At 42.8% G+C, this 19,622-nt stretch carries 13 protein-coding genes; 5 read left to right on the top strand and 8 right to left on the bottom strand.

The annotated features are described in order from the left end of the window. The first annotated feature begins 47 nt into the window (after window positions 1-47). Complete coding sequence (locus myaer_RS05840) at window positions 48-3,161, top strand: hybrid sensor histidine kinase/response regulator (RefSeq protein ID WP_046661365.1); 3,114 nt, start codon at window positions 48-50, stop codon at window positions 3,159-3,161. 12 nt (window positions 3,162-3,173) lie between these two features. Here myaer_RS05840 and myaer_RS05835 read toward each other — a convergent pair whose 3' ends face one another. The 4 genes from myaer_RS05835 to myaer_RS05820 all read right to left on the bottom strand — a co-directional run bounded on the left by myaer_RS05835 (window position 3,174) and on the right by myaer_RS05820 (window position 5,498). Then, the gene (locus myaer_RS05835; protein ID WP_046661364.1) at window positions 3,174-3,572 is read right to left on the bottom strand and encodes a hypothetical protein; all 399 of its coding nucleotides are present in this window, start codon (window positions 3,570-3,572) and stop codon (window positions 3,174-3,176) included. Between the two features lie 24 nt (window positions 3,573-3,596). Then, entirely contained in the window at window positions 3,597-4,124 is a 528-nt protein-coding gene (locus tag myaer_RS05830; RefSeq protein WP_235614805.1) for a hypothetical protein, read from the bottom strand. Between the two features lie 49 nt (window positions 4,125-4,173). Next, entirely contained in the window at window positions 4,174-4,926 is a 753-nt protein-coding gene (locus myaer_RS05825) for a class I SAM-dependent methyltransferase (RefSeq protein WP_046661363.1), read from the bottom strand. 80 nt (window positions 4,927-5,006) lie between these two features. Next, window positions 5,007-5,498, bottom strand: a complete 492-nt coding sequence (locus myaer_RS05820) for a hypothetical protein (RefSeq protein ID WP_008197799.1) — start codon at window positions 5,496-5,498, stop codon at window positions 5,007-5,009. Window positions 5,499-5,690: 192 nt separating this feature from the next. Here myaer_RS05820 and uvrB point away from each other — a divergent pair, with 192 nt between their 5' ends. Both uvrB and myaer_RS05810 read left to right on the top strand, forming a co-directional pair. Beyond that, window positions 5,691-7,694 carry an excinuclease ABC subunit UvrB gene (uvrB, locus tag myaer_RS05815; protein WP_046661362.1) on the top strand — a complete coding sequence of 668 codons (2,004 nt, stop codon included), beginning with the start codon at window positions 5,691-5,693 and terminating at the stop codon, window positions 7,692-7,694. A 4-nt stretch (window positions 7,695-7,698) separates the two neighbouring features. Next, on the top strand, window positions 7,699-8,730 hold the full coding sequence (locus myaer_RS05810; protein ID WP_046661361.1) for a hypothetical protein: 1,032 nt from the start codon (window positions 7,699-7,701) through the stop codon (window positions 8,728-8,730). A 289-nt stretch (window positions 8,731-9,019) separates the two neighbouring features. Here the strand turns inward: myaer_RS05810 and myaer_RS05805 are convergent, their stop codons facing one another. The 3 genes from myaer_RS05805 to myaer_RS05795 all read right to left on the bottom strand — a co-directional run bounded on the left by myaer_RS05805 (window position 9,020) and on the right by myaer_RS05795 (window position 14,464). Beyond that, window positions 9,020-11,899, bottom strand: coding sequence for a UPF0182 family protein (locus myaer_RS05805; RefSeq protein ID WP_046661360.1), 2,880 nt, complete (start codon window positions 11,897-11,899; stop codon window positions 9,020-9,022). A 135-nt stretch (window positions 11,900-12,034) separates the two neighbouring features. Continuing rightward, a complete protein-coding gene (locus myaer_RS05800) occupies window positions 12,035-13,261 on the bottom strand; it encodes a glycoside hydrolase family 10 protein (RefSeq protein ID WP_046661359.1) in 1,227 nt (408 codons plus the stop codon). A 75-nt stretch (window positions 13,262-13,336) separates the two neighbouring features. After that, a complete protein-coding gene (locus myaer_RS05795) occupies window positions 13,337-14,464 on the bottom strand; it encodes an ABC transporter permease (protein ID WP_046661358.1) in 1,128 nt (375 codons plus the stop codon). A gap of 84 nt (window positions 14,465-14,548) precedes the next feature. Here myaer_RS05795 and myaer_RS05790 point away from each other — a divergent pair, with 84 nt between their 5' ends. After that, window positions 14,549-15,478, top strand: coding sequence for a 2OG-Fe(II) oxygenase (locus tag myaer_RS05790; protein WP_046661357.1), 930 nt, complete (start codon window positions 14,549-14,551; stop codon window positions 15,476-15,478). Window positions 15,479-15,552: 74 nt separating this feature from the next. On the opposite strand, the gene myaer_RS05785 is transcribed toward myaer_RS05790, so the two are convergent. After that, window positions 15,553-17,751, bottom strand: coding sequence for a transketolase (locus tag myaer_RS05785; protein ID WP_046661356.1), 2,199 nt, complete (start codon window positions 17,749-17,751; stop codon window positions 15,553-15,555). Window positions 17,752-17,881: 130 nt separating this feature from the next. On the opposite strand from myaer_RS05785, the gene myaer_RS05780 reads away from it, so the two are divergent. Beyond that, a complete protein-coding gene (locus myaer_RS05780) occupies window positions 17,882-19,381 on the top strand; it encodes an SLBB domain-containing protein (RefSeq protein ID WP_046661355.1) in 1,500 nt (499 codons plus the stop codon). The last annotated feature ends 241 nt before the right edge of the window (window positions 19,382-19,622 follow it).

Raw genomic sequence — 19,622 nt, 5'->3', positions numbered from 1 at the left:
AGAGAGCATTGGTTGACCAAAAAGGAAGACTTGGCAGGAAGCAAATCATGATGAAACCGGACTCGGATCATTTCTTTAACGAAGATCTCGAACAGTTGTTAGAGAGTTTAGAAGACAAAGACACCGACGGTGACGAGACTCTAGACGAACTCAGCTTTTTATTTGAGCAGAGTTCCCCCCCAGCGGCCAGGTATGGGGCTTCTCTTGACCAAACCCTGTCTTTCTTGCCCTTAGAACAGGAATTAGAGGAACTTTTTGGCGATAGCATCAATTGGGAAGAAGCCGCCACTAATGATTTTTATTCTACCCGTGGGACTGCTCCCAAGTCAGAACCAGAAGATTGGGATTATCTGGAATCGCTGCTGCTAGAAAATGCAGCGGTGCGGGACTCAGAAGCAATTATAACCATCAGCAACCCGAATTTTTACGACAGCCTCGAAGACTTAGAAGCTTTTCTGGAAAAACCCACTCCACCAGAGCAATCGCCACTGCCAGACATCTTTGAATCCCTAGAGGTCTTCCTCTGGGAATCCACAGCAGCGGCTCCGGTGGCCGCGACAGAACCTCTCCAACGGTTAGAATCACTGGAAATTGCCCCAGAAAGCTCCCCAGAGGATGAATTCAAAGATTTAGAAAAACTCCTCGAAGAAACCAATCAGGTGATGGCAGCGACTCCGGCGGCCAGTTTCAGTCCACCGGTCGGGTTAAATAACCTGCGTCCTCTTGTCAGTAAAGCTTTTGAACAGACCATGCGGGTGCCGATCAAACAATTGGATAACCTCAGCAATCTGATCGGGGAACTGGTGATTAAACGCAATCGCCTGGAAGAGGAACAGGATCGCCTGCGTCTCTTTTTAGATAATTTGCTTAACCAAGTCCAAAATCTCAGCGATGTGGGCGCTCGGATGCAGGAGCTCTATGAAAGAACCCTCCTAGAAGGGGCTTTACTGGCTAGTGGCAATTCTAGCGGTGCCATCGGTTACGGTGGAGTTAAGGGAGAAAATCAGGGCGATTCGGCCATGACCGGGGAACTAGATGCCCTAGAGATCGACCGTTTTACCGATTTCCACTTATTATCCCAAGAGATGATCGAATTGATCGTGCGAGTGCGAGAATCGGCCTCTGATATTCAATTTGTCGTCGATGAAACCGATCAGGTGACGCGCAGTCTGCGACAGGCTACCACCCAACTACAGGAAGGGATGACCAAATCACGCATGGTTCCCTTTAGTCAAACTGCCGATCATCTACCCCGGGCAATTCACGATATTTCCCTGAAACTGCACAAACAAGCCAAATTAAAAGTGGAAGGGGGTGATGTTCTCATCGATAAGATGATCCTTGAACATCTCAATAGTCCCATGATCCATCTGGTCAACAATGCGATCACCCACGGCATTGAATCACCCCAAGAACGCATGGCCAAAGGCAAACCCGCCCTCGGTAAGATCTCTGTGGGGGCATTCCTACAGGGAAATCAAACCGTGATCACCGTTAGTGATGATGGGGCTGGTATTGATGCTAATCTGATTAAACTTAAGGCGATCGAAAAAGGCCTGATCAGCCATCGGGAAGCTCAAAACCTCAGTACCCAAGAAGTCTATGAAATTCTTCTTCACCCCGGTTTTACTACCAAAGATCAGGCCGATGATTTTTCCGGTCGTGGGGTGGGTTTAGATGTGGTGCGTACCAGTTTAATCGATGTGTGCGGGACCGTTACTATTGACTCGGTACTGGGCAAAGGAAGCACTTTTACGCTCCGTTTACCCCTAACCCTGAGTATCTGTAAGGCCCTCTGTTGCGTTAGTAATCATGCTCGCATCGGTTTCTCCATGGACGGAGTGGAAGATATGAAGGATTTCCGGGCCAGCGATATCCAAATAGATGGGGAGGGACGGCCCTGTGTTTTCTGGCAAAACACTTTACTGCCTTTCCAACCCTTGAGCGAATTGCTTTCTTGCAATCGACAACTAAGTCGCGGTAGTTTTTACACTGGCAAACAGGAGGAAGACTCTTTTTCGATCGTGATCCTGCGCGGTGGTAATCATCTCCTCGCGGTACAGGTGGATCAAGTGATCGGTGAAGTGGAAATCGTCATCAAACAGATCGAAGGACCGATTCCGAAAACGGCTGGGATTGCTGGGGCGACGGTTTTAGGGGATGGTACGGTGATGCCCGTCGGCGATGTGTTAGAGTTAATCGACATCGCCAGGGGTCGTCTGCGTATCGATAACGGTGGTCTTTGGCGCCAATCTGCCCCCCCTGTAGATGTGGAAACTAGCCAAAAATCCGAGGCTATGGTTCTGATTGTCGATGATTCGATTACTGTCCGGGAATTGCTCTCTTTAAGCTTTATTAAAGCCGGTTATCGTGTGGAACAGGCCCGGGATGGTCAAGAAGCTTGGGAAAAATTACGCGGTGGTTTGCCCTGTGATATCGTTTTCTGCGATATCGAGATGCCCCGCATGAATGGACTAGAATTACTGTCTAATTTGCAAAAAGACCACAGATTAGCGGCGATTCCCGTGGCTTTGTTGACTTCCCGAGGATCGGAACGTCATCGTCAGGTGGCGGCGAAATTAGGGGCTAGTGGTTATTTTACCAAGCCCTACACGGAAAGAGATTTACTCTGGGCAGCTGAAAGAATGATTGCGGGGGAAGTATTACTAGCTAATAGTATTAAAGCGACTCTTAATCAGTCTTTATCCTCTGATACAACGATTATTGATAGTAATCCCGCTAATTTGCTGGCACAATCGAGTCCTCTCGTCTTGATTGTCGATGATTCGTTAATAGTGCGGGAAATGTTAGCGATTTCTTTGGTTAAAGCTGGTTATCGCATTGAACAGGCCCGGGACGGTTTAGAAGCATGGGAAAAATTACGGGCCGGTTTGGCTTGTGATCTGATTCTCTGCGATATCGAAATGCCTCGCCTGAATGGGTTAGAATTGCTCTCTCGTCTGCAAGAGAATGAACAACTTCAGGGGATACCAGTGGCGATGATTACCTCGCGAGGGACGCCAAAAATGGAGCATCTCGCCGCCGCTAAAGGAGCAAAAGGTTATTTTGTCAAGCCCTGTATTGAGGATGTTTTACTGTCGGCAGCCCAACGTTTAATCGCTGGTGAAGTATTAATCCAAAAAGAAAATTCCGTGGATTAAGTTCAGTTGGATTTAAGTTTTATCGAGGAGAATTTCCACTAAGGTTTTTACCGTTTTCTCTAACTGTTCAACCCGCTGCTCTAAACTAAGAGAAGGACTGGGAGGTTTTAAACCATGAATCGCTTGTAAAAATGCCTCCCATCCCTTTGAGCATTTAATATTGTAGGCTTCTTTATAAGCTTTATAGGCATTATTATAGTTACCGTAAAGGGAGATAATATCATCTTTAGTTAAATTTCCTTCGGGCAAAGACTTATGGGCAATATTCAAATCATGATCGCTTAAACTATTTAAAACTTCTTGCAAGCGGAGAGTCAGAGTGGCCGTAATTCCGTAAACTTGGGCGGCATTTTTTATATCCTGCTGGTGCAAATCTTCTAGGTTAGCAATTAATTTACTGATTCTAGACATGATTGATTTTACTCCTTAACTGATTTATTTATCTAGCAAAGATTTGTTGATATTTGACTGACCACTCCCCATTTGTGGCCGGTCAGGATCGGAGGGCAAGTTATTATCGATCGAACCAAAATCTTCCCAGTTATCATCGAGAAATAGAGATTTTACTAGAGTCCATAAAATAGTTAGCTTTCCATATACAGACTTGGTACTACGGACATTATAAGCCGCCACTTTTACTTCCATTTGGATCTGCTTTAATTCAGCAATAACTTTCTCTCTCTCCGCCGTAATTTTGGCTTTTTCTTCAGTTAAATTCTGCATTTCTGAATTTAAAGAATCTAATTCTTTTTGCAGGTCAATATTAGTGGCAGATATTTCAACAATTTGGTCTTTTAAATGACTATTATCATCTCGATATTGCTGATTCCATCGTTTATATTGTCCTTGAGAGCTTCGCAGGGACTTAATTACAGCAACCGCTTCTTGTAACTCCCGATTATCTGGATAATTTCTAGCTAGTTTATAGAGAGAATCTACTCGATCATCGATGTCCATTTTCATGTACCTCTTTACCTAGATAATCTTATGATACCCAAGCTTGCCGATAAAATTAACCAGAAGAACCAGCCTTTTGGAAAATCATTAAATGTTGTTGGGGCAAAGTCTCGATAATTTCTTCCGGCACTAAACCGACGGCGGCCATTTCTTTTTCTACCTGTCTGCGGGTCATTTTATGAAGGGCCTTGATGGCAATCAGAGGGTTTTCACGACGGTATTCTACTAATACCACCCTACCAGCGGGTTTTAAGGATTTGACCAGATTCTCCATCATCTCGCGGGGACAGGAAAACTCGTGATAAGCATCGACCATTAAAGCTAAATCGATCGCATTTATAGGCAATTTGGGATCGGTTTCTGTGGCGAGAATTGTGGTTATATTCTTTACTTGATTTTCCTCGGCTAAAAAATCAATTGCCCCTAACATTTCCGGTTGCACATCGACGGCAAAAACTTGTTCTACTAAATTCGCCAGAGGAAAACTAAAATAACCTGTCCCCGCTCCGATATCTGCCACTAGATCTGTGGGTTTTAGATGTAGTGCGGTGATCAGATCATCGGGTTTTTCTGTGAAACGGCGACTAGGACGTTCTAACCATAACATTTCTTGGTGTCCCATGACTTTAGCGATTTCCCGTCCTAGATAAAATTTACCGATACCATCGCGACTATGAAGCGATCGAATCTGATAATATTGCTGCGGTGCTAAAACTGAAGCATCGTAGGTAAGATTTAATAATCCGAAACCACAAAAAACCACTATTAGAAACGAGACAATTAAGAACAATTTTTGCTTAAACAGCATCGGGATTAAAAACGGTGGGCTAGAAAAAATAAATTCCCCGTCCGGGACAGGGAAAAAATCTATCTTGATCAACAAAACAATTAATCCAAAAATCCCATTAAAGTTTCGGGATCATCGATTTCATTGGAAGCAACGGGACGATTACCCATGACTGTATAGGTTTCGCTAATGTGCAGATGACTAAGAGCGATCGGACGATTGCCAGAAATCGCTAGAGTGCTGCTAACTTCCATACCACTAGAGCCGACAGGACGCAATCCACCGACGGAAGAATAGGTACTAACCACTTTCAGATGGCTAACTTCCACGGGACGGCCTCCGGGTAACATTTCATCTTCCGTGAAGTGAAGATGGCTAGTACCAACAGGACGATTTTCGGGTAAGCGATGTTCAGGTTGATAGAATTTTAAGGCTTTGGAAGCCGATTCAGCGTTGTTTTTCACCGAAAGGGCGACTACTTCTTTATCTTTGGCGGTTTTAGCCGTAGTAGCTTTGCCGCGTGAGCTGCTGGTCTTTTCTTCTGTGGTTGCTGGGGTTTGGGTCCCGTTCGTTTCTAGATTTTCCACCGTCATAACCTGATACTCCTTTCCGTTAATAGCTTCGGGGAAACGATAAGATTTAAGTTTAGGGTATTCTCGAAGACTTTTAATCTTTTTTTAAAATCCTCTCTAATATTAAGATACATCTTTCTTTCCCCAAAACCCTATCAGTGTTGGTAATTTGATTGATAATTTATTTTGCCTGTTCTCTACACCTAGCCGCTAATGTCCGCTTTTCAACTACAAGCACCCTTTCAACCCACCGGGGATCAACCGGCAGCGATCGATCAATTGGTAGATTCCCTGCAAAACCGGCAGCGTTTCCAAACCCTCCTAGGGGCAACCGGCACCGGCAAAACCTTCACCATTGCCGCTGTGATCGAGAAAATCGGCAGGCCTACCCTTGTCCTAGCCCATAATAAGACCTTGGCGGCCCAATTATGTAACGAATTGCGGCAATTTTTCCCCAATAACGCCGTGGAATACTTTATCAGCTATTACGACTACTATCAACCGGAGGCTTATATTCCTGTCAGCGATACCTACATCGAAAAGAGTTCTTCGATTAATGATGAGATCGATATGCTGCGCCATTCGGCCACGCGATCGCTGTTTGAACGCAGGGATGTGATCGTCGTCGCTTCCATTAGTTGTATTTATGGTTTAGGAATGCCTGCGGAATACCTAAAAGCGGCGATTTCCTTAACAGTTGGTCAAGAGTTCGACCAAAGGCAATTATTACGGGCCTTGGTGTCAGTGCAGTACAATCGCAATGATTTGGAGTTAACTCGCGGTCGTTTTCGTCTCAAGGGCGATATTTTGGAAATTGTCCCCGCTTACGAGGATCGGGTGATTAAAATTGATTTTTTTGGCGATGAGATTGAAAGTATTCGTTATCTGGATCCCTTGACGGGGGAAGTTTTGCAAAAATTAGAGCGAATTAGTATTTATCCGGCCCGTCACTTTGTTACCCCGGAGGAGCGTTTAGAGGTAGCCTGTCGGGATATTAAAACCGAGTTAGATAACCGTTTATTGGAGTTAGAAAAAGCGGGCAAATTACTGGAAGCGCAACGTTTGGATCAGCGGACTCGTTATGATTTAGAAATGTTGCAGGAAGTGGGTTATTGTAATGGCGTGGAAAATTATTCGCGGCATTTAGCGGGTAGGTTAGCGGGGGAACCACCGGAATGTTTGGTGGATTATTTTCCCCAAGATTGGTTATTAGTTGTAGATGAATCTCATGTTAGTGTGCCGCAAATTCGCGGGATGTATAATGGCGATCAATCACGAAAAAAAGTTTTGATCGATCACGGGTTTCGTTTACCCAGTGCTGCGGATAATCGTCCTTTGAAGTCGGAAGAATTCTGGCAGAAAGTTAATCAATGTATTTTTGTTTCGGCTACTCCGGGAGATTGGGAATTAGCACAGTCAGAAAATCGCATTGTCGAACAAATTATCCGACCGACGGGAGTTTTAGACCCAGAGATTTTTGTGCGACCAACCGAGGGACAAGTGGATGATTTATTAGGGGAAATTAAGGAGCGAGTGCGTTTAAATGAACGGGTTTTGATTACCACTTTAACTAAACGCATGGCGGAAGATTTAACCGAATACTTGCAAGAAAGGGGAATTAAAGTTAGATATCTACATTCGGAAATTCAATCAATTCAACGGATTGAAATTATCCAAGACCTGCGAGAAGGGGTCTTTGACGTGCTGATCGGGGTGAATTTGCTTCGCGAGGGGTTAGACCTGCCGGAAGTGTCTTTAGTGGCGATTTTAGACGCAGATAAGGAAGGATTTTTAAGGGCTACCCGCTCTTTAATTCAAACTATCGGCAGGGCTGCTCGTCATATTCGCGGTCAGGCAATTCTTTACGGAGATAATCTCACCGATAGTATGATTAATGCGATCGAAGAAACCAAGAGACGACGAGCTATTCAAGAGGAATATAACCAAAAACATGGGATTATTCCGCAACCGATTGTTAAAAGGTCGAGTAATTCAATTTTGGCTTTTCTGGATATTTCCCGTCGCCTAAATTCCCAACAATTAGAGCAGGTTTGTGAGAATATAGAAGAACTTTCTTTGGAACAAATTCCCGAGTTAATTCAACAACTAGAAGCGCAAATGAAAGAAGCGGCGAAAAATCTAGAATTCGAGGCAGCGGCTAAATATCGTGATCGGATTAAGCAATTACGAGATAAGTTATTAAATCATCTTAGATAAACCTATGACTAGATTTATTCATGACCAGTTTGCCAAAGATTATCTCGAAGAATTATTATCTTCTCTGGGAGAGGTAAAATCGGCACGGGTTGTACGCGGAGAAGTACGAGAAATCGATGTCTGGTTTTCACCGAATATTCTCGATAATAATCCTAGAGAGCTGCTGGGATTACTGGGAAAAATGGCGATTAATCCCTGTTTATTTGAACCCTTTCGCAATCCTGTCACCGCTACAGAAATTAGGACTTGTCTGTTAAAATTGTTGCAAGTGGAAGGGGAAATTAATCGTCAAGCAAATCGTCAGAAAACGAATGTTAACGATGGGGAAATCCCCCGTCTCTGGATTTTGACTCCCACCGCTTCCGCGCAACTGTTAGGAGGATTCGGAGCTAAATTAGATGAGGAGAATTGGGGGGAAGGTATCTATTTTTTAGCTCCCTCTTTACGCACGGCAATCACTGTTATCCATCAATTACCCCCAACAGAAGCAACTCTCTGGTTAAGAATTTTAGGCCGGGGAAAAGTACAAGCAAGGGCGATCGATGAGCTAGAATCGTTACCAGAGGATCATCCTTTTCGGGTAAATGCTCTAGAATTATTATTAAACTTGAGAACCTCTTTAACTAACGATCAAGAGCTTGAACAGGAGGACAGAGAGTTAATTATGAGATTATCACCTTTATACACTTCCCGTCTTCAGGAAGAACTGGATGCTGGCCGTCAACAGGGTCTTCAACAGGGTCTTCAACAGGGTCTTCAACAGGGTCTTCAACAGGGTCTTCAACAGGGTCTTCAACAGGGTCTTCAACAGGGTCTTCAACAGGGTCTTCAACAGGGTCTTCAACAGGGTCTTCAACAGGGTCTTCAACAAGGAGAACGTCTGGTGATAGAAAATTTATTGAAAGCTCGTTTTGGTAGTTTAGACCCAGATTTATCCGTAATTATCGATCGCATTTTATTATTACCAGTGGAGGAGTTTACCCCTTTAATAATTAATTCATCTCGCACAGAATTAATTGCCCACTTTTCTAATTAAAAGCATAACTCAATCCTTTGATGATAGTGGATTTTAAAATTGGCTGATTAACCAGAGCAGGCAATTTTCTGGGCGAATTTGGGGATATTGAGGATTGTTCTGGAACCAGCATCAGCTTTCTTGCTAATTGGCCACAAATTAGCGGCAATTTAAGTAGGTAGGCTTTAAAAATTATCAGACACCCCCCTTATCAAGGGTAGGGTTGATTCATGAATCAACCCTACCTTATCAAGGGAGGCAGGGGGGATCGAACCTAAAATCCATTTTTAATTTAATTATAACCAGCTACTTAGCTCTGATCACCTTGAAATAGCTTTTCTAAAGCTTCCTTCAAGGTTGGTTCCATGACAATTTTATTTTGATAAGCAACTGTTACTCTAGCGATTGTCGGGACACTATTTTGGTCTGCCACTAGATACAAAGGTTCTACATAAAGCAGCGATTGTTCAATGGGAATAATTAATAGGTGTCCTTGCAAAACTTTAGAACCGTCTCGATTCCAAAGGGAAATCTGTTGAGAAATATCTGGATCTTGGTTAATTAAAGCCTCAATTTGATTCGGTCCGTACACTAACCTTTGTTTAGGAAATTGATAGAGTAATAACTTACCATACTCTCTATCGTCTGAACGCGCTGCCAACCAAGCGATTAAATTTTGCCGACTAGAGGGAGTATAGGGATGGAGGAGAATAAATTCTTCTTTGTCGGAATCTGGCAGTTTCATGATTAAATAATAGGGTGATACGGCCTGGGGTTCTGTGCCGTAAATTTCTAGGGGAATTTCCCATTGATCCTCCCGATTATAAAATACTTGCGGATCGGTCATGTGATAGGTTAATAATCTTTCTGCTTGGGTACTAAATAAATCTTCAGGATAACGGATATGACTGCGGAGAGTTTTCGGCATTTCTGCTAAAGATTTAAAAAGATGAGGAAAGATTTTACTCCACGTCTGAATAATTGGATCATTTTCATCGGCAACATAGAAATTCACCGTTCCATGATAGGCATCCACTACCACTTTCACCGAATTGCGAATATAGTTAAATTTATCTTTTCCTGGGTCAGAATAGGGATAGCGATCGCTAATAGTATAAGCATCAATAATCCAATGTAATTTACTACTACTATCGCCCACATCTGCCGCTACTAAATAGGGGTTGCGATCATAATTTAAAAAAGGAGCAATAGTTTGCACGCGATTTTGGATATCACGACGCATTAATAGCCGAGTTTCGGGAGTAAAATCTTGACTAAATAACATTTGCCAATCCCGCAGATAAAGGGCAAATAGCCAACGTCTCCACCCGGTCCCAATTAGGATTCCTCCCTTGCCATCGTAGGTATTATAGACATTTCCATCCCCGCTAGGAAAATCCAATTCTTCTGCGGTGGTGGGAGTCATCACATAATTATTAGTTAATTCCCCGTAGTAAATGCGGGGTTTACCAATGGGAATACTATAATCAATTAATTTGCTAGAGGTTTGTAGGGCTCCTTCGTCTTTATTTGTGCCGATATCTTTGACAAAATAGTAGGGTAAACCCCCGGCAGCTACTAAATTAACCGGGGAAAGAGTGAACCCATAACCGTGGGTATAAACGAGATGTTTATTCACCCAAGTGTTAGCAGAAGTGGGAACCGCACTATAATCTAATTCTCTAGCGGCAATAATGGTCTGTTGTTTTTCAGATATTTGACGTTCCTCGATTTTTTCAGGCAATCCTACTCGTACCCGATAGCGATCAATATCAGCATCGGGGAATTTATAATATAAGCGAATTTGCTGTAATTGTCGGTTAGTTTCTAGCAGTGGTTTGGTGTCCCAAAGACGAATATTATCGATAGTTAGATGATTTCTCTCTAAAACTTCGGCATTTAATTCGGCCTGTGGATCGAAAACTTGGGCATCAATTCTATCTAAGGAAAAAGCCGCTCTTGTGGATTGAATACTTCTTTCAATATAGGGTCTTTCTCTCACTAATTCATTCGGTTGTACGATTATTCTTTGTAATCCTCCACTGATAATTGTGCCACTTATCCAAACAATTAAATAGAGAAATACAGGAACTAAGTAGGGGGAAAATACCAACTTTTTCTTAGTATTTTTGTATAACTTGCGACGGTCTTTTTTACCAAATAATGCTTTTTCTCCTAACCATATACAGGTTATTCCTGCAATAATTCCCAGAATAATTTCAATAAATTGACCAACATGAGCATCGATATAACCCGCACCATAAACTACTCCTTCGGGAGAATAAAGTAGCAGGTAACGCTGAATAATATGGTGTAATACTAGCAGCCCCATTAACCCACTCCACAGGGCGTATAAATGACGCAGTTGCGGACGGGAAAACCCCAGAAATGTTCCCTTAGAAAGACTATCGCCCGAAAAAAGATAGGTTAAACTAACGGCAAAAAGAGTATATATTCCCACACCACTGAGCCATAATTCTAGTAACTGCCACAGGGGTAATTGAAAGATGTAAAAACCTAAATCATTCCCGTATTGAGGATCGTTAATATTGAAAGGAACACCATAAAAATATTTTAAAAAATTCGCCCACTGCCCAGCAATAATAAAAGATAGCATTACAGTAAATACTACAGATATTATTCGCAAAAAATACTCGGTTTTAATTAATAATCCCAAGACTAAAAAAGCGATAATTAGCCCTTGCCACAGATTACTGGAAATATCGGTTAATACTTGCCTAATCCAAACTATTTCCAGAGGAGAATTGAGGGAAGAACTAAGGTTAGGGAGATTAAAATCCGGTGTCCAGAGACTGAGGGCTAGTTTACTGTAATACAATAACATTGACCCGATCCAAGCTCCAATTCCCGTTGCAATAATCAAAAGGCTGAGTAAATTAATACTAGGAGATTGAGGACTAAGAGGATAACTATCTTCTTTGGGTTTTTGCCAACGAAAACGCTGGGCTAAACGTAAATTAGTAAAGATAAAAAGTAGAGAAAGAATCGCACTTCCCCAACCTAATCCTAGTTGCCAAGATAATTGCTTCAGGAAAGTGTTTAAATAACCCATCTCGGTAAACCAGAGGCTATTGGCTACCACTAACACCCCCAACTGCCCGATCACAAGGCAGCCAAGAAACAGTAAAATAGGTTTAGCGATCGAGCTTCGGTTATGTCTGATCAGCATGAATAAAGTGATAAGGGAGAGTCTTCTTTTATTCTAGCGATTCTAGTTTCTCCCTGCTGCTTTTTATTAATTTAAAGATAAACTTAAGAAACTATAGCCTGATTAGGGCAATAATTTCGCTTAAAGTCAGCAGTTTTAGCTAGGATTAGCAGACTGGAGTATTTCTCGAAAAATCCTGCGTCGATAGGAAGGCGATTCATTACTCATATTCCATAAAGTTTCGTAGAAAAAGAAAGAAACACCAAAATTTTGTTGTCTCGATTTTTTCACTTGTTGAGTAATATTAACCATCGGAATCGGACGACCTTTTAAACCAGATAAAATCCCAATAGCTACGGGGATAGATTCTCTAGCTTGCTGTAATTCTGGTTGTGATAATTCCCAGTCAAAGGCGTTCATATCAGTTCGATACACTTGTATTATTAACTCATCAATCAAGTTTTTTTCTTGCCATTTTTGCCAATCTAAAAGATAGGATTCTAGGGAGAAAGTGTAGGGATTAGGAGATAGGGAAATAATCGCTCTAGGTTGCTGCTTTTTAATCGTCTGGGCTAAACTATTCATATAGTCAGTAATTTTATCGGCCCGCCATTGAATCCATGCTTTATCTTGGTAATCTTGCGGTGGTAATTGTCCAGAATGTTCCCTTTGATAGAGTTTAATCGTGGTTTCATCATAGCCAAAATCGGCGGGATAACCAAAATGGTCATCAAACTGAATTCCTTCTATATCGTAGTTAGTAATAATCTCGCTGACTAAATCGGTAATAAAGTTTTGTACTTGCGGATGTAAGGGATTTAACCACACACGTTGATGCACTTTTCCTTCCCACCAAATTACGCTTTTATCCTGTCTTTGGGTTAACCAATCGGGATGTCGTTTGGCTAATTCTGAATCCGCAGGAGCCATAAAACCAAATTCAAACCAGGGAATAATTCTTAATTTTTTCCGATGACCTTGGCTAATTATTTCCTTTAAAAAGTCGCGATTTTTTAAAGATTCATGGGGATCGAGCGCTCGTCCCGTCACTTTTTCTGCTACCTTAGAAGGATAGAGTGTATAACCCCAATTCCAGACCGTGGGATAAATAGTATTAAAGTTTAAATCGGCCAACCTATCAAGGGCATCTTTTAGGATTTCTGGTTTAAATAATACCTCACTATCGATATTAGTTAACCAAACTCCACGAATTTCGGGTTTTTCTTGGGTTTTATTGGTCGATTGTGCTGGATAATTAAAGGTTATCGTCATGATACAAGCAAAGATAATTAAAAATATTAACCAGCTTATTTTTCCGTATCTTTGACTATAAATCACCAAACTATCGGCGAAATTATTAAAGGTTTTACTGATTTTATTCATAATGGGAAGTGGGGAAGTGGGAAGACTTTTCAGTTATCAGTGAACTGATAACTGTTCATTGCTAAAATAACTAAATTATCTCTCTAAATTGCGAGGATCTAGGGCATCGCGTAAACCATCACCGAGTAAATTAAAAGCTAAAACGGTGAGAATAATTAACAAAGCAGCTGGCCAAATTAACCAGGGTTGTAGAACAATAATTGAGGCATTGGTAGCCAAAGAAAGCATATTTCCCCAACTAGGATCCGGTTGTTGAATTCCCAAACCAATTAAACTTAAAACCGATTCGGCCACAATAAACCCCGGCACGGCTAACGTAGCAGAAATAATGATATAACTGGCAGTTTGGGGCAGCACATGACGCAGAATAATATAAAGGGGTTTTGCTCCCATAGCTTTGGCTGCCTGAATAAATTCCTGTTCTTTCAGGGATAAAACTTGACCGCGAATTACTCGCGCTAATCCCGACCAACTGATAAAAGAAGTAATCAGGACGATTAATAAAAAGCGCTGGGTGCTGGTTAATCCTGCGGGTAAAACGGCCGCTAGGGCCACGAGTAAATATATGCCGGGGATAGTCATTAAAACTTCCACAAAACGCATTAAAATCGCATCTAACCAACCGCCAAAATAGCCAGAAACGCCACCGACAAATAAACCGATAGGGAAAGAAATTAAAATCCCGACCAAACCGATAAATAAACTAATTCTGCCTCCGAAAATCAGGCGACTAAAACTATCGCGTCCCGATTCGTCAGTTCCCAATATATTGATTCTACCATCGCCGATGACTCCGAACAGATGGAGATCAAAAGGGATACCGGGGAATAAAGTTACTTCCTGCCATTTTGGCGGCAAAGGTAGGCGAATTTGACCGAAATTATAGGTTTCACCCTGAACAAAGAGACTCAGCGGCAAGGGGTTGTTAAAATCTCTCATTAGCTTCCGCTCACCAGTTTCTATATTAATAGCACTTTGAGTGGTGGGATAGACGTGGGGGCCAATCCACTCACCCTTGTTACTTCCCGACTGCGAGCGCCAAAAGATTTCGGTGGGGGGTAGGAGAGACTGACCGGGTTGGGAGGAGTAGGGAGAGTAGGGAGCGACAAAATCCGCCGCCATTACGCTTAAATAGAAGATTAACAGTAAAACTGCTCCCCAACGAGCGAGAGGATTATCTTTGAGTTTGTGCCACCAGTCCATAGGCGATGAGGTCAATAGGAGAGTTAATCTTTATTTTGCCAGTTTGATTGCTACAATTCATCATACCAACAAAAAAGCTGTCTAATGTTTATTAATCCCCTTGTTTATGAGAAATCTTCTGTCTATCGTCAAGATTTTGAGACAGCGCAACCGTTTAAGCATTTGGTCATCGATAATTTTTTAGTTAGGGAGCAAGCGCAAATTTTGCTGGAAAATTTTCCCAGTTTTAATCCGCAAAAAGCCATTAGTGAGTTAGGAAAAGTTGGCGGGAAGGCGGTTAATGAGGATTTAATCGGTTTAGGGGGTGTTTATCAACAGTTTGGCCGCTACATTCAAGCTCAAGAGTTTTTAGAGTTAATTTCCCAATTAACCGGTATTGATAATTTAATTCCAGACCCTAGTTTTTATGGGGGTGGAACCCATGAAAATTTACACGGTCAAGAATTAGACCCTCACATTGATTTTAACCTCGATGAGCGTCATTGGTATCATCGCCGCTTGAATTTATTAATCTATTTAAATCCCCAATGGCAAGCAGATTGGGGAGGAAATCTAGAGTTACATTCCAATCCTCGTCAACCAGAAGAAAATAAGATTAAATCTTTTGTACCTATCTTTAATCGTTGTCTTATTTTTGAAACCAATGAATATTCATGGCATGGATTTTCTCAGATTAATTTACCAGAAAATCAACGGCATTTATCCCGGAAATCTCTTTCTATCTATCTCTATACCAAAGAACGTCCTATCGAAGAATTATCACCATCTCATACAACTTTTTACATCCCGCGCCCGCTGCCAGAAAATATTCAACCCCATCAAGTTTTAAGCTCGGAAGATTACCAACAAATTAAAATTTTACTGAAAAGACGGGATGATTTAATTCGTTTTTATCAAGATAGAGAACTGAAAGAATCTCAGGATTTAGTTAGTTTAAAATCCCATATTAAGCGCTATCTATCTCTCCAATACCCTCGCCTATGGAAAATTATTAAAAGTTTACCTCGTTGGTAAAAGTGACCTGAGAAAAAAATCCCTACTTTTCAATCAAAGAAAGTAGGGAATAATCAAAAAAACTAACTGGGAACTTAACCTAATAACTGGGTAGCACGCGCAGTTAAAGCATTGGCAGTTAAGCCATTATAGGCCATAATTTCCCCAGCACTAGCGGTGGTTTCTCCCCGTTTCCAAGCGAAGACATCCCGACGCGCATTACTGCGTAACATAATTGGTTCTAACATGGCGCTTGTACCACCGGTTACTCCGATTAAAGCATCACCGGCAAAGAGACTGTCAAAACCAGCATCATCAAGGAAATTATTATCAGCTTCCGAGCTAGTTTCACTCATCACATCGCTAGGACGGTAGAGACGACGGGGATTAATTACCGAGACGATTTTTACCCCGATTCCTGCTGCTTCTAACTGTTGTGCAGACTCAAAGACGGGTAATAAAGTCATATCACCAATGACGGCAAAAACGACTTTTTTGCTGCCTTCCGATTCGTGGAGAATTACGCCGCCTTTTTCCAAAGCTTGACGAGTTTGCTCAAAGGTGGTTCGCACCGGTAAAGGCGATTTACTAGCGGTGATTGTAATGCCTTTATTGCTGGTTCCTAAGGCCCATTCATAACAGACTTGAATACTGTTAGCATCGCAGGGAAAGAGAGGGAAAATATTGCCATTTCGCATCATAGCGGCGAAATAATTTTCAATCTCTGGGCGTTGGTGTGTCCAACCATTACGCCCTTGCTCTAAGGCTCCGGCGGTGAATAAAGTAATAGTAGAAGGGGTGGGACGACGTAACTCGGCCATCGCTTGGGTTACAGTCTGCCAAATCGGTAAACCATTGATAGCAAAAGACTCGTAGGAACACCATAAAGTCCGCCCTCCCAAGAGAGATAAACCGACGGCTAACCCGGCACAGGCATCCTCGCTTAAAGGCTCATAAACTTGACCGTTAGGTGCTTGGAAATAGGTATCATCGGTGGTGGGGTGAATAATCTTTAAACCGACGTTAATATTATTAATTCCCGAAGCGGCATTACCATCAGCATTAGTGACAACAAAATTGGGGTCAGCTTTACCCACAGCTACCACTAATTCCCCCATGGCAGTGGTGGCTACTTTTTTATCGCCACCCACAGTATATTCGGTTATCGGTAAGGTTCCTAAATCTGGCAGCGGCAAGACTTTTTCCGTTACCACTGTTTCTGCTGCCGGACCGCCTCCAGAGCGCTCGAAATTAGTACGAACAATTGCCCAAGCTTCAGGGGGTAAAGCGCGTTCCTGTAAGGCACTAACGATATAATCTTTTTCTAAAGAATCGCCTGGATAAAGATTATGGGAAGCAGCTCCCCGTTTGTGAACTCCCGCCCCTTTAAGTTGTTTAATAATGATCACCGTTAGTTTACCACCTAGGGCTAATTGGGCGGCTTTATCCGTGGCCATTAACACCACTTTCATGAACTCCAGACGCTGGTTAAAAGAGAATTTGGTGCTATCTACATATTCCCCATTTTGATTAGCATCATCGAAGTCTTTGGCATTAATGAGAATCACTTCCTCGAAACCATTACCGCGCCAATAGGCTTCCATTTCGGCGTTAGTTTTCAGGGAAACCATGCTATGGTGTTCTTGGGAATAGCCATTCCAGACTAAAATCGGCAGAAAATTGGTAATTTCTGGATAAGCAGTATGAAAATGACCAAAACTACTCATAATGTAGGGTTCTCCTAAACCACCATCCCCGATAGTCACAGGGAAAAGGGTATTAGGGTGTAATTTGGCCGCCGCCATGGCAAAATGTTGGCCTTGGCCCAGAGGACCGGCCGGCCCAAGAAGTCCGGGGATTTGTCCGGAAAGATGCCCTAAAAGTCCGTGTTTTTCCCGAAAACGTTCTCCCAATTGGGTGACGTTGCTGATGCCCATGGCTTCCAGAGAGCGATCAAGAAAGACGTTACTATAAAAACCGGGGGCATGATGGCCCACTTCAGTGAAAATATTTTTCTGGCCTAACATCATCAAAGAGGCAATCACATCGGCAGCGCTGGCAAAACCGCCGGGGTGTCCCGATTCTTTGGTAGCGGTGATTTGTAGGGTGAGGTAACGCAAAGCATCGGCGGCTAAGAGGGTTTGATAGATAGCATTCGGGTCATTAGCCTCACTAATAGCGGTTTTTCCCTCAGCAATAGCGGCTTTTCCTGCATATTTATCAAATTCGGGTAAGGAAGCCCCAAAATATTTTATCCCTTGACAAAAATCGGGAATTGTGCTAGTAGCTGTCATAAAATTAATATACCCCTTTACATACAGGCAATCGTTAACACTATCTTACAGTTAGCGGTAACTCTCGATAGATGCGATATTAGAGGGGGTTTCCATAGGCGATCGACTATTTGTGCTACACTGATCGCCAATGTCAACGATAAAATTAGTCCTATTGATAATGTTAAATAGCAGCCAATTACAGGATTTAATCAGTAAATCACTACGTTATCTATTAATTATCGGCACTATTGCCCCCCTAACTTCCTTAGAAGCTCGCTCAGTCCAAGCCACTCCTCCGAGTAGTGCTGCCCCCCCTAAAGAAGCGACCGCCCCTATCCCCGCCCAAAGCAAAGATTACACCCTAGGAGAAGGGGATAAAGTGCGCGTCACCATCTACCAAGTGGCGGATTTAAGCGGCGATTTCCTTGTTTTAGCCGATGGAACCCTAACTTTACCTCTGATTGGTAGCGTCAAAGTGGAAGGAATGACCGTCACCGAAGCCGGCCAAACCTTGGCCAAACGTTACACCACCTATCTCAAACGTCCCGTGGTTACTGTTAGCGTTCTCACCCCCCGGCCCCTGCAAATCGCCATCGCGGGAGAAGTCAATCGCCCGGGAACCTATACAATTAACCCCGAACAAAGCCAAAAAACGCCCCTATTGACCGAAATAATCCGGCAAGCGGGGGGAGTGACTACGGTGGCCGATATTGGTCAAGTTCAAATCCGACGCAACCTCAAGGGACAAGAACAGCTAATACAAGCCAATCTCTGGCAATTAATCCAAAAAGGCGATAAAACCCAAGATATTAGCCTTAGAGATGGCGATAGCATCGTTATTCCCACTAAAACGACCCTTAGCGTCGGGGAAGTCAATCAATTAGCTGATGCCAATTTTGGACTAGATAGCGATCGAGAAATTAATGTTACTGTGGTGGGAGAAGTTTATCGTCCGGGGTCCCATCGTATTGTCCCCACTGCCAATAATAACAATAACAATAATAATGACCAAGATCGCGGTGGCACCAGGAAACCGGCCCGACTAACCCAAGCTATCCAACAAGCGGGAGGCATCAAACCTCTGGCCGATATCCGACAGGTGCAAGTGCTGCGTTATACTCGTGACGGTTCCCAGCAGAAAATCCCTGTAGATCTCTGGAGTTTACTCGATAAAGGTGATATGACCGGCGATATCTTTCTTCAAGAAGGGGATACGGTGATTATCCCCACCGCTACCGCCATCTCGGCCAAGGAATCGGAAACCCTAGCAGCGGCCAGTTTTGCCCCTAAAACCATTAACGTGAAAGTGGTCGGAGAAGTGGCCAAACCGGGGACAATTGAAGTGCCTCCCAATACCCCTCTCAATCAGGCAATTTTAACCGCAGGAGACTTTGATAAGCGTCGGGCCAATCAGTCCACAGTGGAATTAATTCGTCTCAATCCTAACGGGACCGTCACCAAAACCTCAATTAATATCGATTTTTCCCAGGGTATCAACGAGAAAACTAACCCGATTCTCCGCAATAATGATGTGGTTGTGGTTCATCGTAACGGTCTGGCCTCTGCTACCGACACCCTCGGCACGGTTTTAAGTCCCTTTACCGGTCTGACAGGCCTCTTCAACGGATTTTTTAATCTTTTCCGTTAAAAAAGTTTACTTTAACCCGATGTCATTGGTTAAGTAATCGAGCTAATAATAGATATAGAAGCGGCAAAAAGTCGTGAGCGGTCACGGCTTTTCTGCTCGATAGACTCAGGAAAGAAAACTATGATTTTTCTCCTTACTCTAGCCCTAATCTCCCTGTCGATTAGCTACCATGTTCACGGCGAAATAATTAGCCTCAGTACCCGCTTATTGGGTCTTTTTTGTGGCTTGTTAAGTTTGTTTT

The organism is Microcystis aeruginosa NIES-2549, from assembly GCF_000981785.2.
Taxonomy (GTDB): Bacteria; Cyanobacteriota; Cyanobacteriia; order Cyanobacteriales; family Microcystaceae; genus Microcystis; species Microcystis aeruginosa_C.
The sequence above is the reverse complement of the archived record's forward strand: the minus strand, read 5'-3'. Positions and strand labels throughout refer to the sequence as shown.

Excerpts from the sequence above, each read along its gene's own strand:
- myaer_RS05840 (WP_046661365.1), top strand. The coding sequence starts at position 48 with ATGATGAAACCGGACTCGGATCATTTCTTTAACGAAGATCTCGAACAG.
- myaer_RS05835 (WP_046661364.1), bottom strand. The coding sequence starts at position 3,572 with ATGTCTAGAATCAGTAAATTAATTGCTAACCTAGAAGATTTGCACCAG.
- myaer_RS05830 (WP_235614805.1), bottom strand. The coding sequence starts at position 4,124 with ATGAAAATGGACATCGATGATCGAGTAGATTCTCTCTATAAACTAGCT.
- myaer_RS05825 (WP_046661363.1), bottom strand. The coding sequence starts at position 4,926 with ATGCTGTTTAAGCAAAAATTGTTCTTAATTGTCTCGTTTCTAATAGTG.
- myaer_RS05820 (WP_008197799.1), bottom strand. The coding sequence starts at position 5,498 with ATGACGGTGGAAAATCTAGAAACGAACGGGACCCAAACCCCAGCAACC.
- uvrB (WP_046661362.1), top strand. The coding sequence starts at position 5,691 with ATGTCCGCTTTTCAACTACAAGCACCCTTTCAACCCACCGGGGATCAA.
- myaer_RS05810 (WP_046661361.1), top strand. The coding sequence starts at position 7,699 with ATGACTAGATTTATTCATGACCAGTTTGCCAAAGATTATCTCGAAGAA.
- myaer_RS05805 (WP_046661360.1), bottom strand. The coding sequence starts at position 11,899 with ATGCTGATCAGACATAACCGAAGCTCGATCGCTAAACCTATTTTACTG.
- myaer_RS05800 (WP_046661359.1), bottom strand. The coding sequence starts at position 13,261 with ATGAATAAAATCAGTAAAACCTTTAATAATTTCGCCGATAGTTTGGTG.
- myaer_RS05795 (WP_046661358.1), bottom strand. The coding sequence starts at position 14,464 with ATGGACTGGTGGCACAAACTCAAAGATAATCCTCTCGCTCGTTGGGGA.
- myaer_RS05790 (WP_046661357.1), top strand. The coding sequence starts at position 14,549 with ATGTTTATTAATCCCCTTGTTTATGAGAAATCTTCTGTCTATCGTCAA.
- myaer_RS05785 (WP_046661356.1), bottom strand. The coding sequence starts at position 17,751 with ATGACAGCTACTAGCACAATTCCCGATTTTTGTCAAGGGATAAAATAT.
- myaer_RS05780 (WP_046661355.1), top strand. The coding sequence starts at position 17,882 with ATGTCAACGATAAAATTAGTCCTATTGATAATGTTAAATAGCAGCCAA.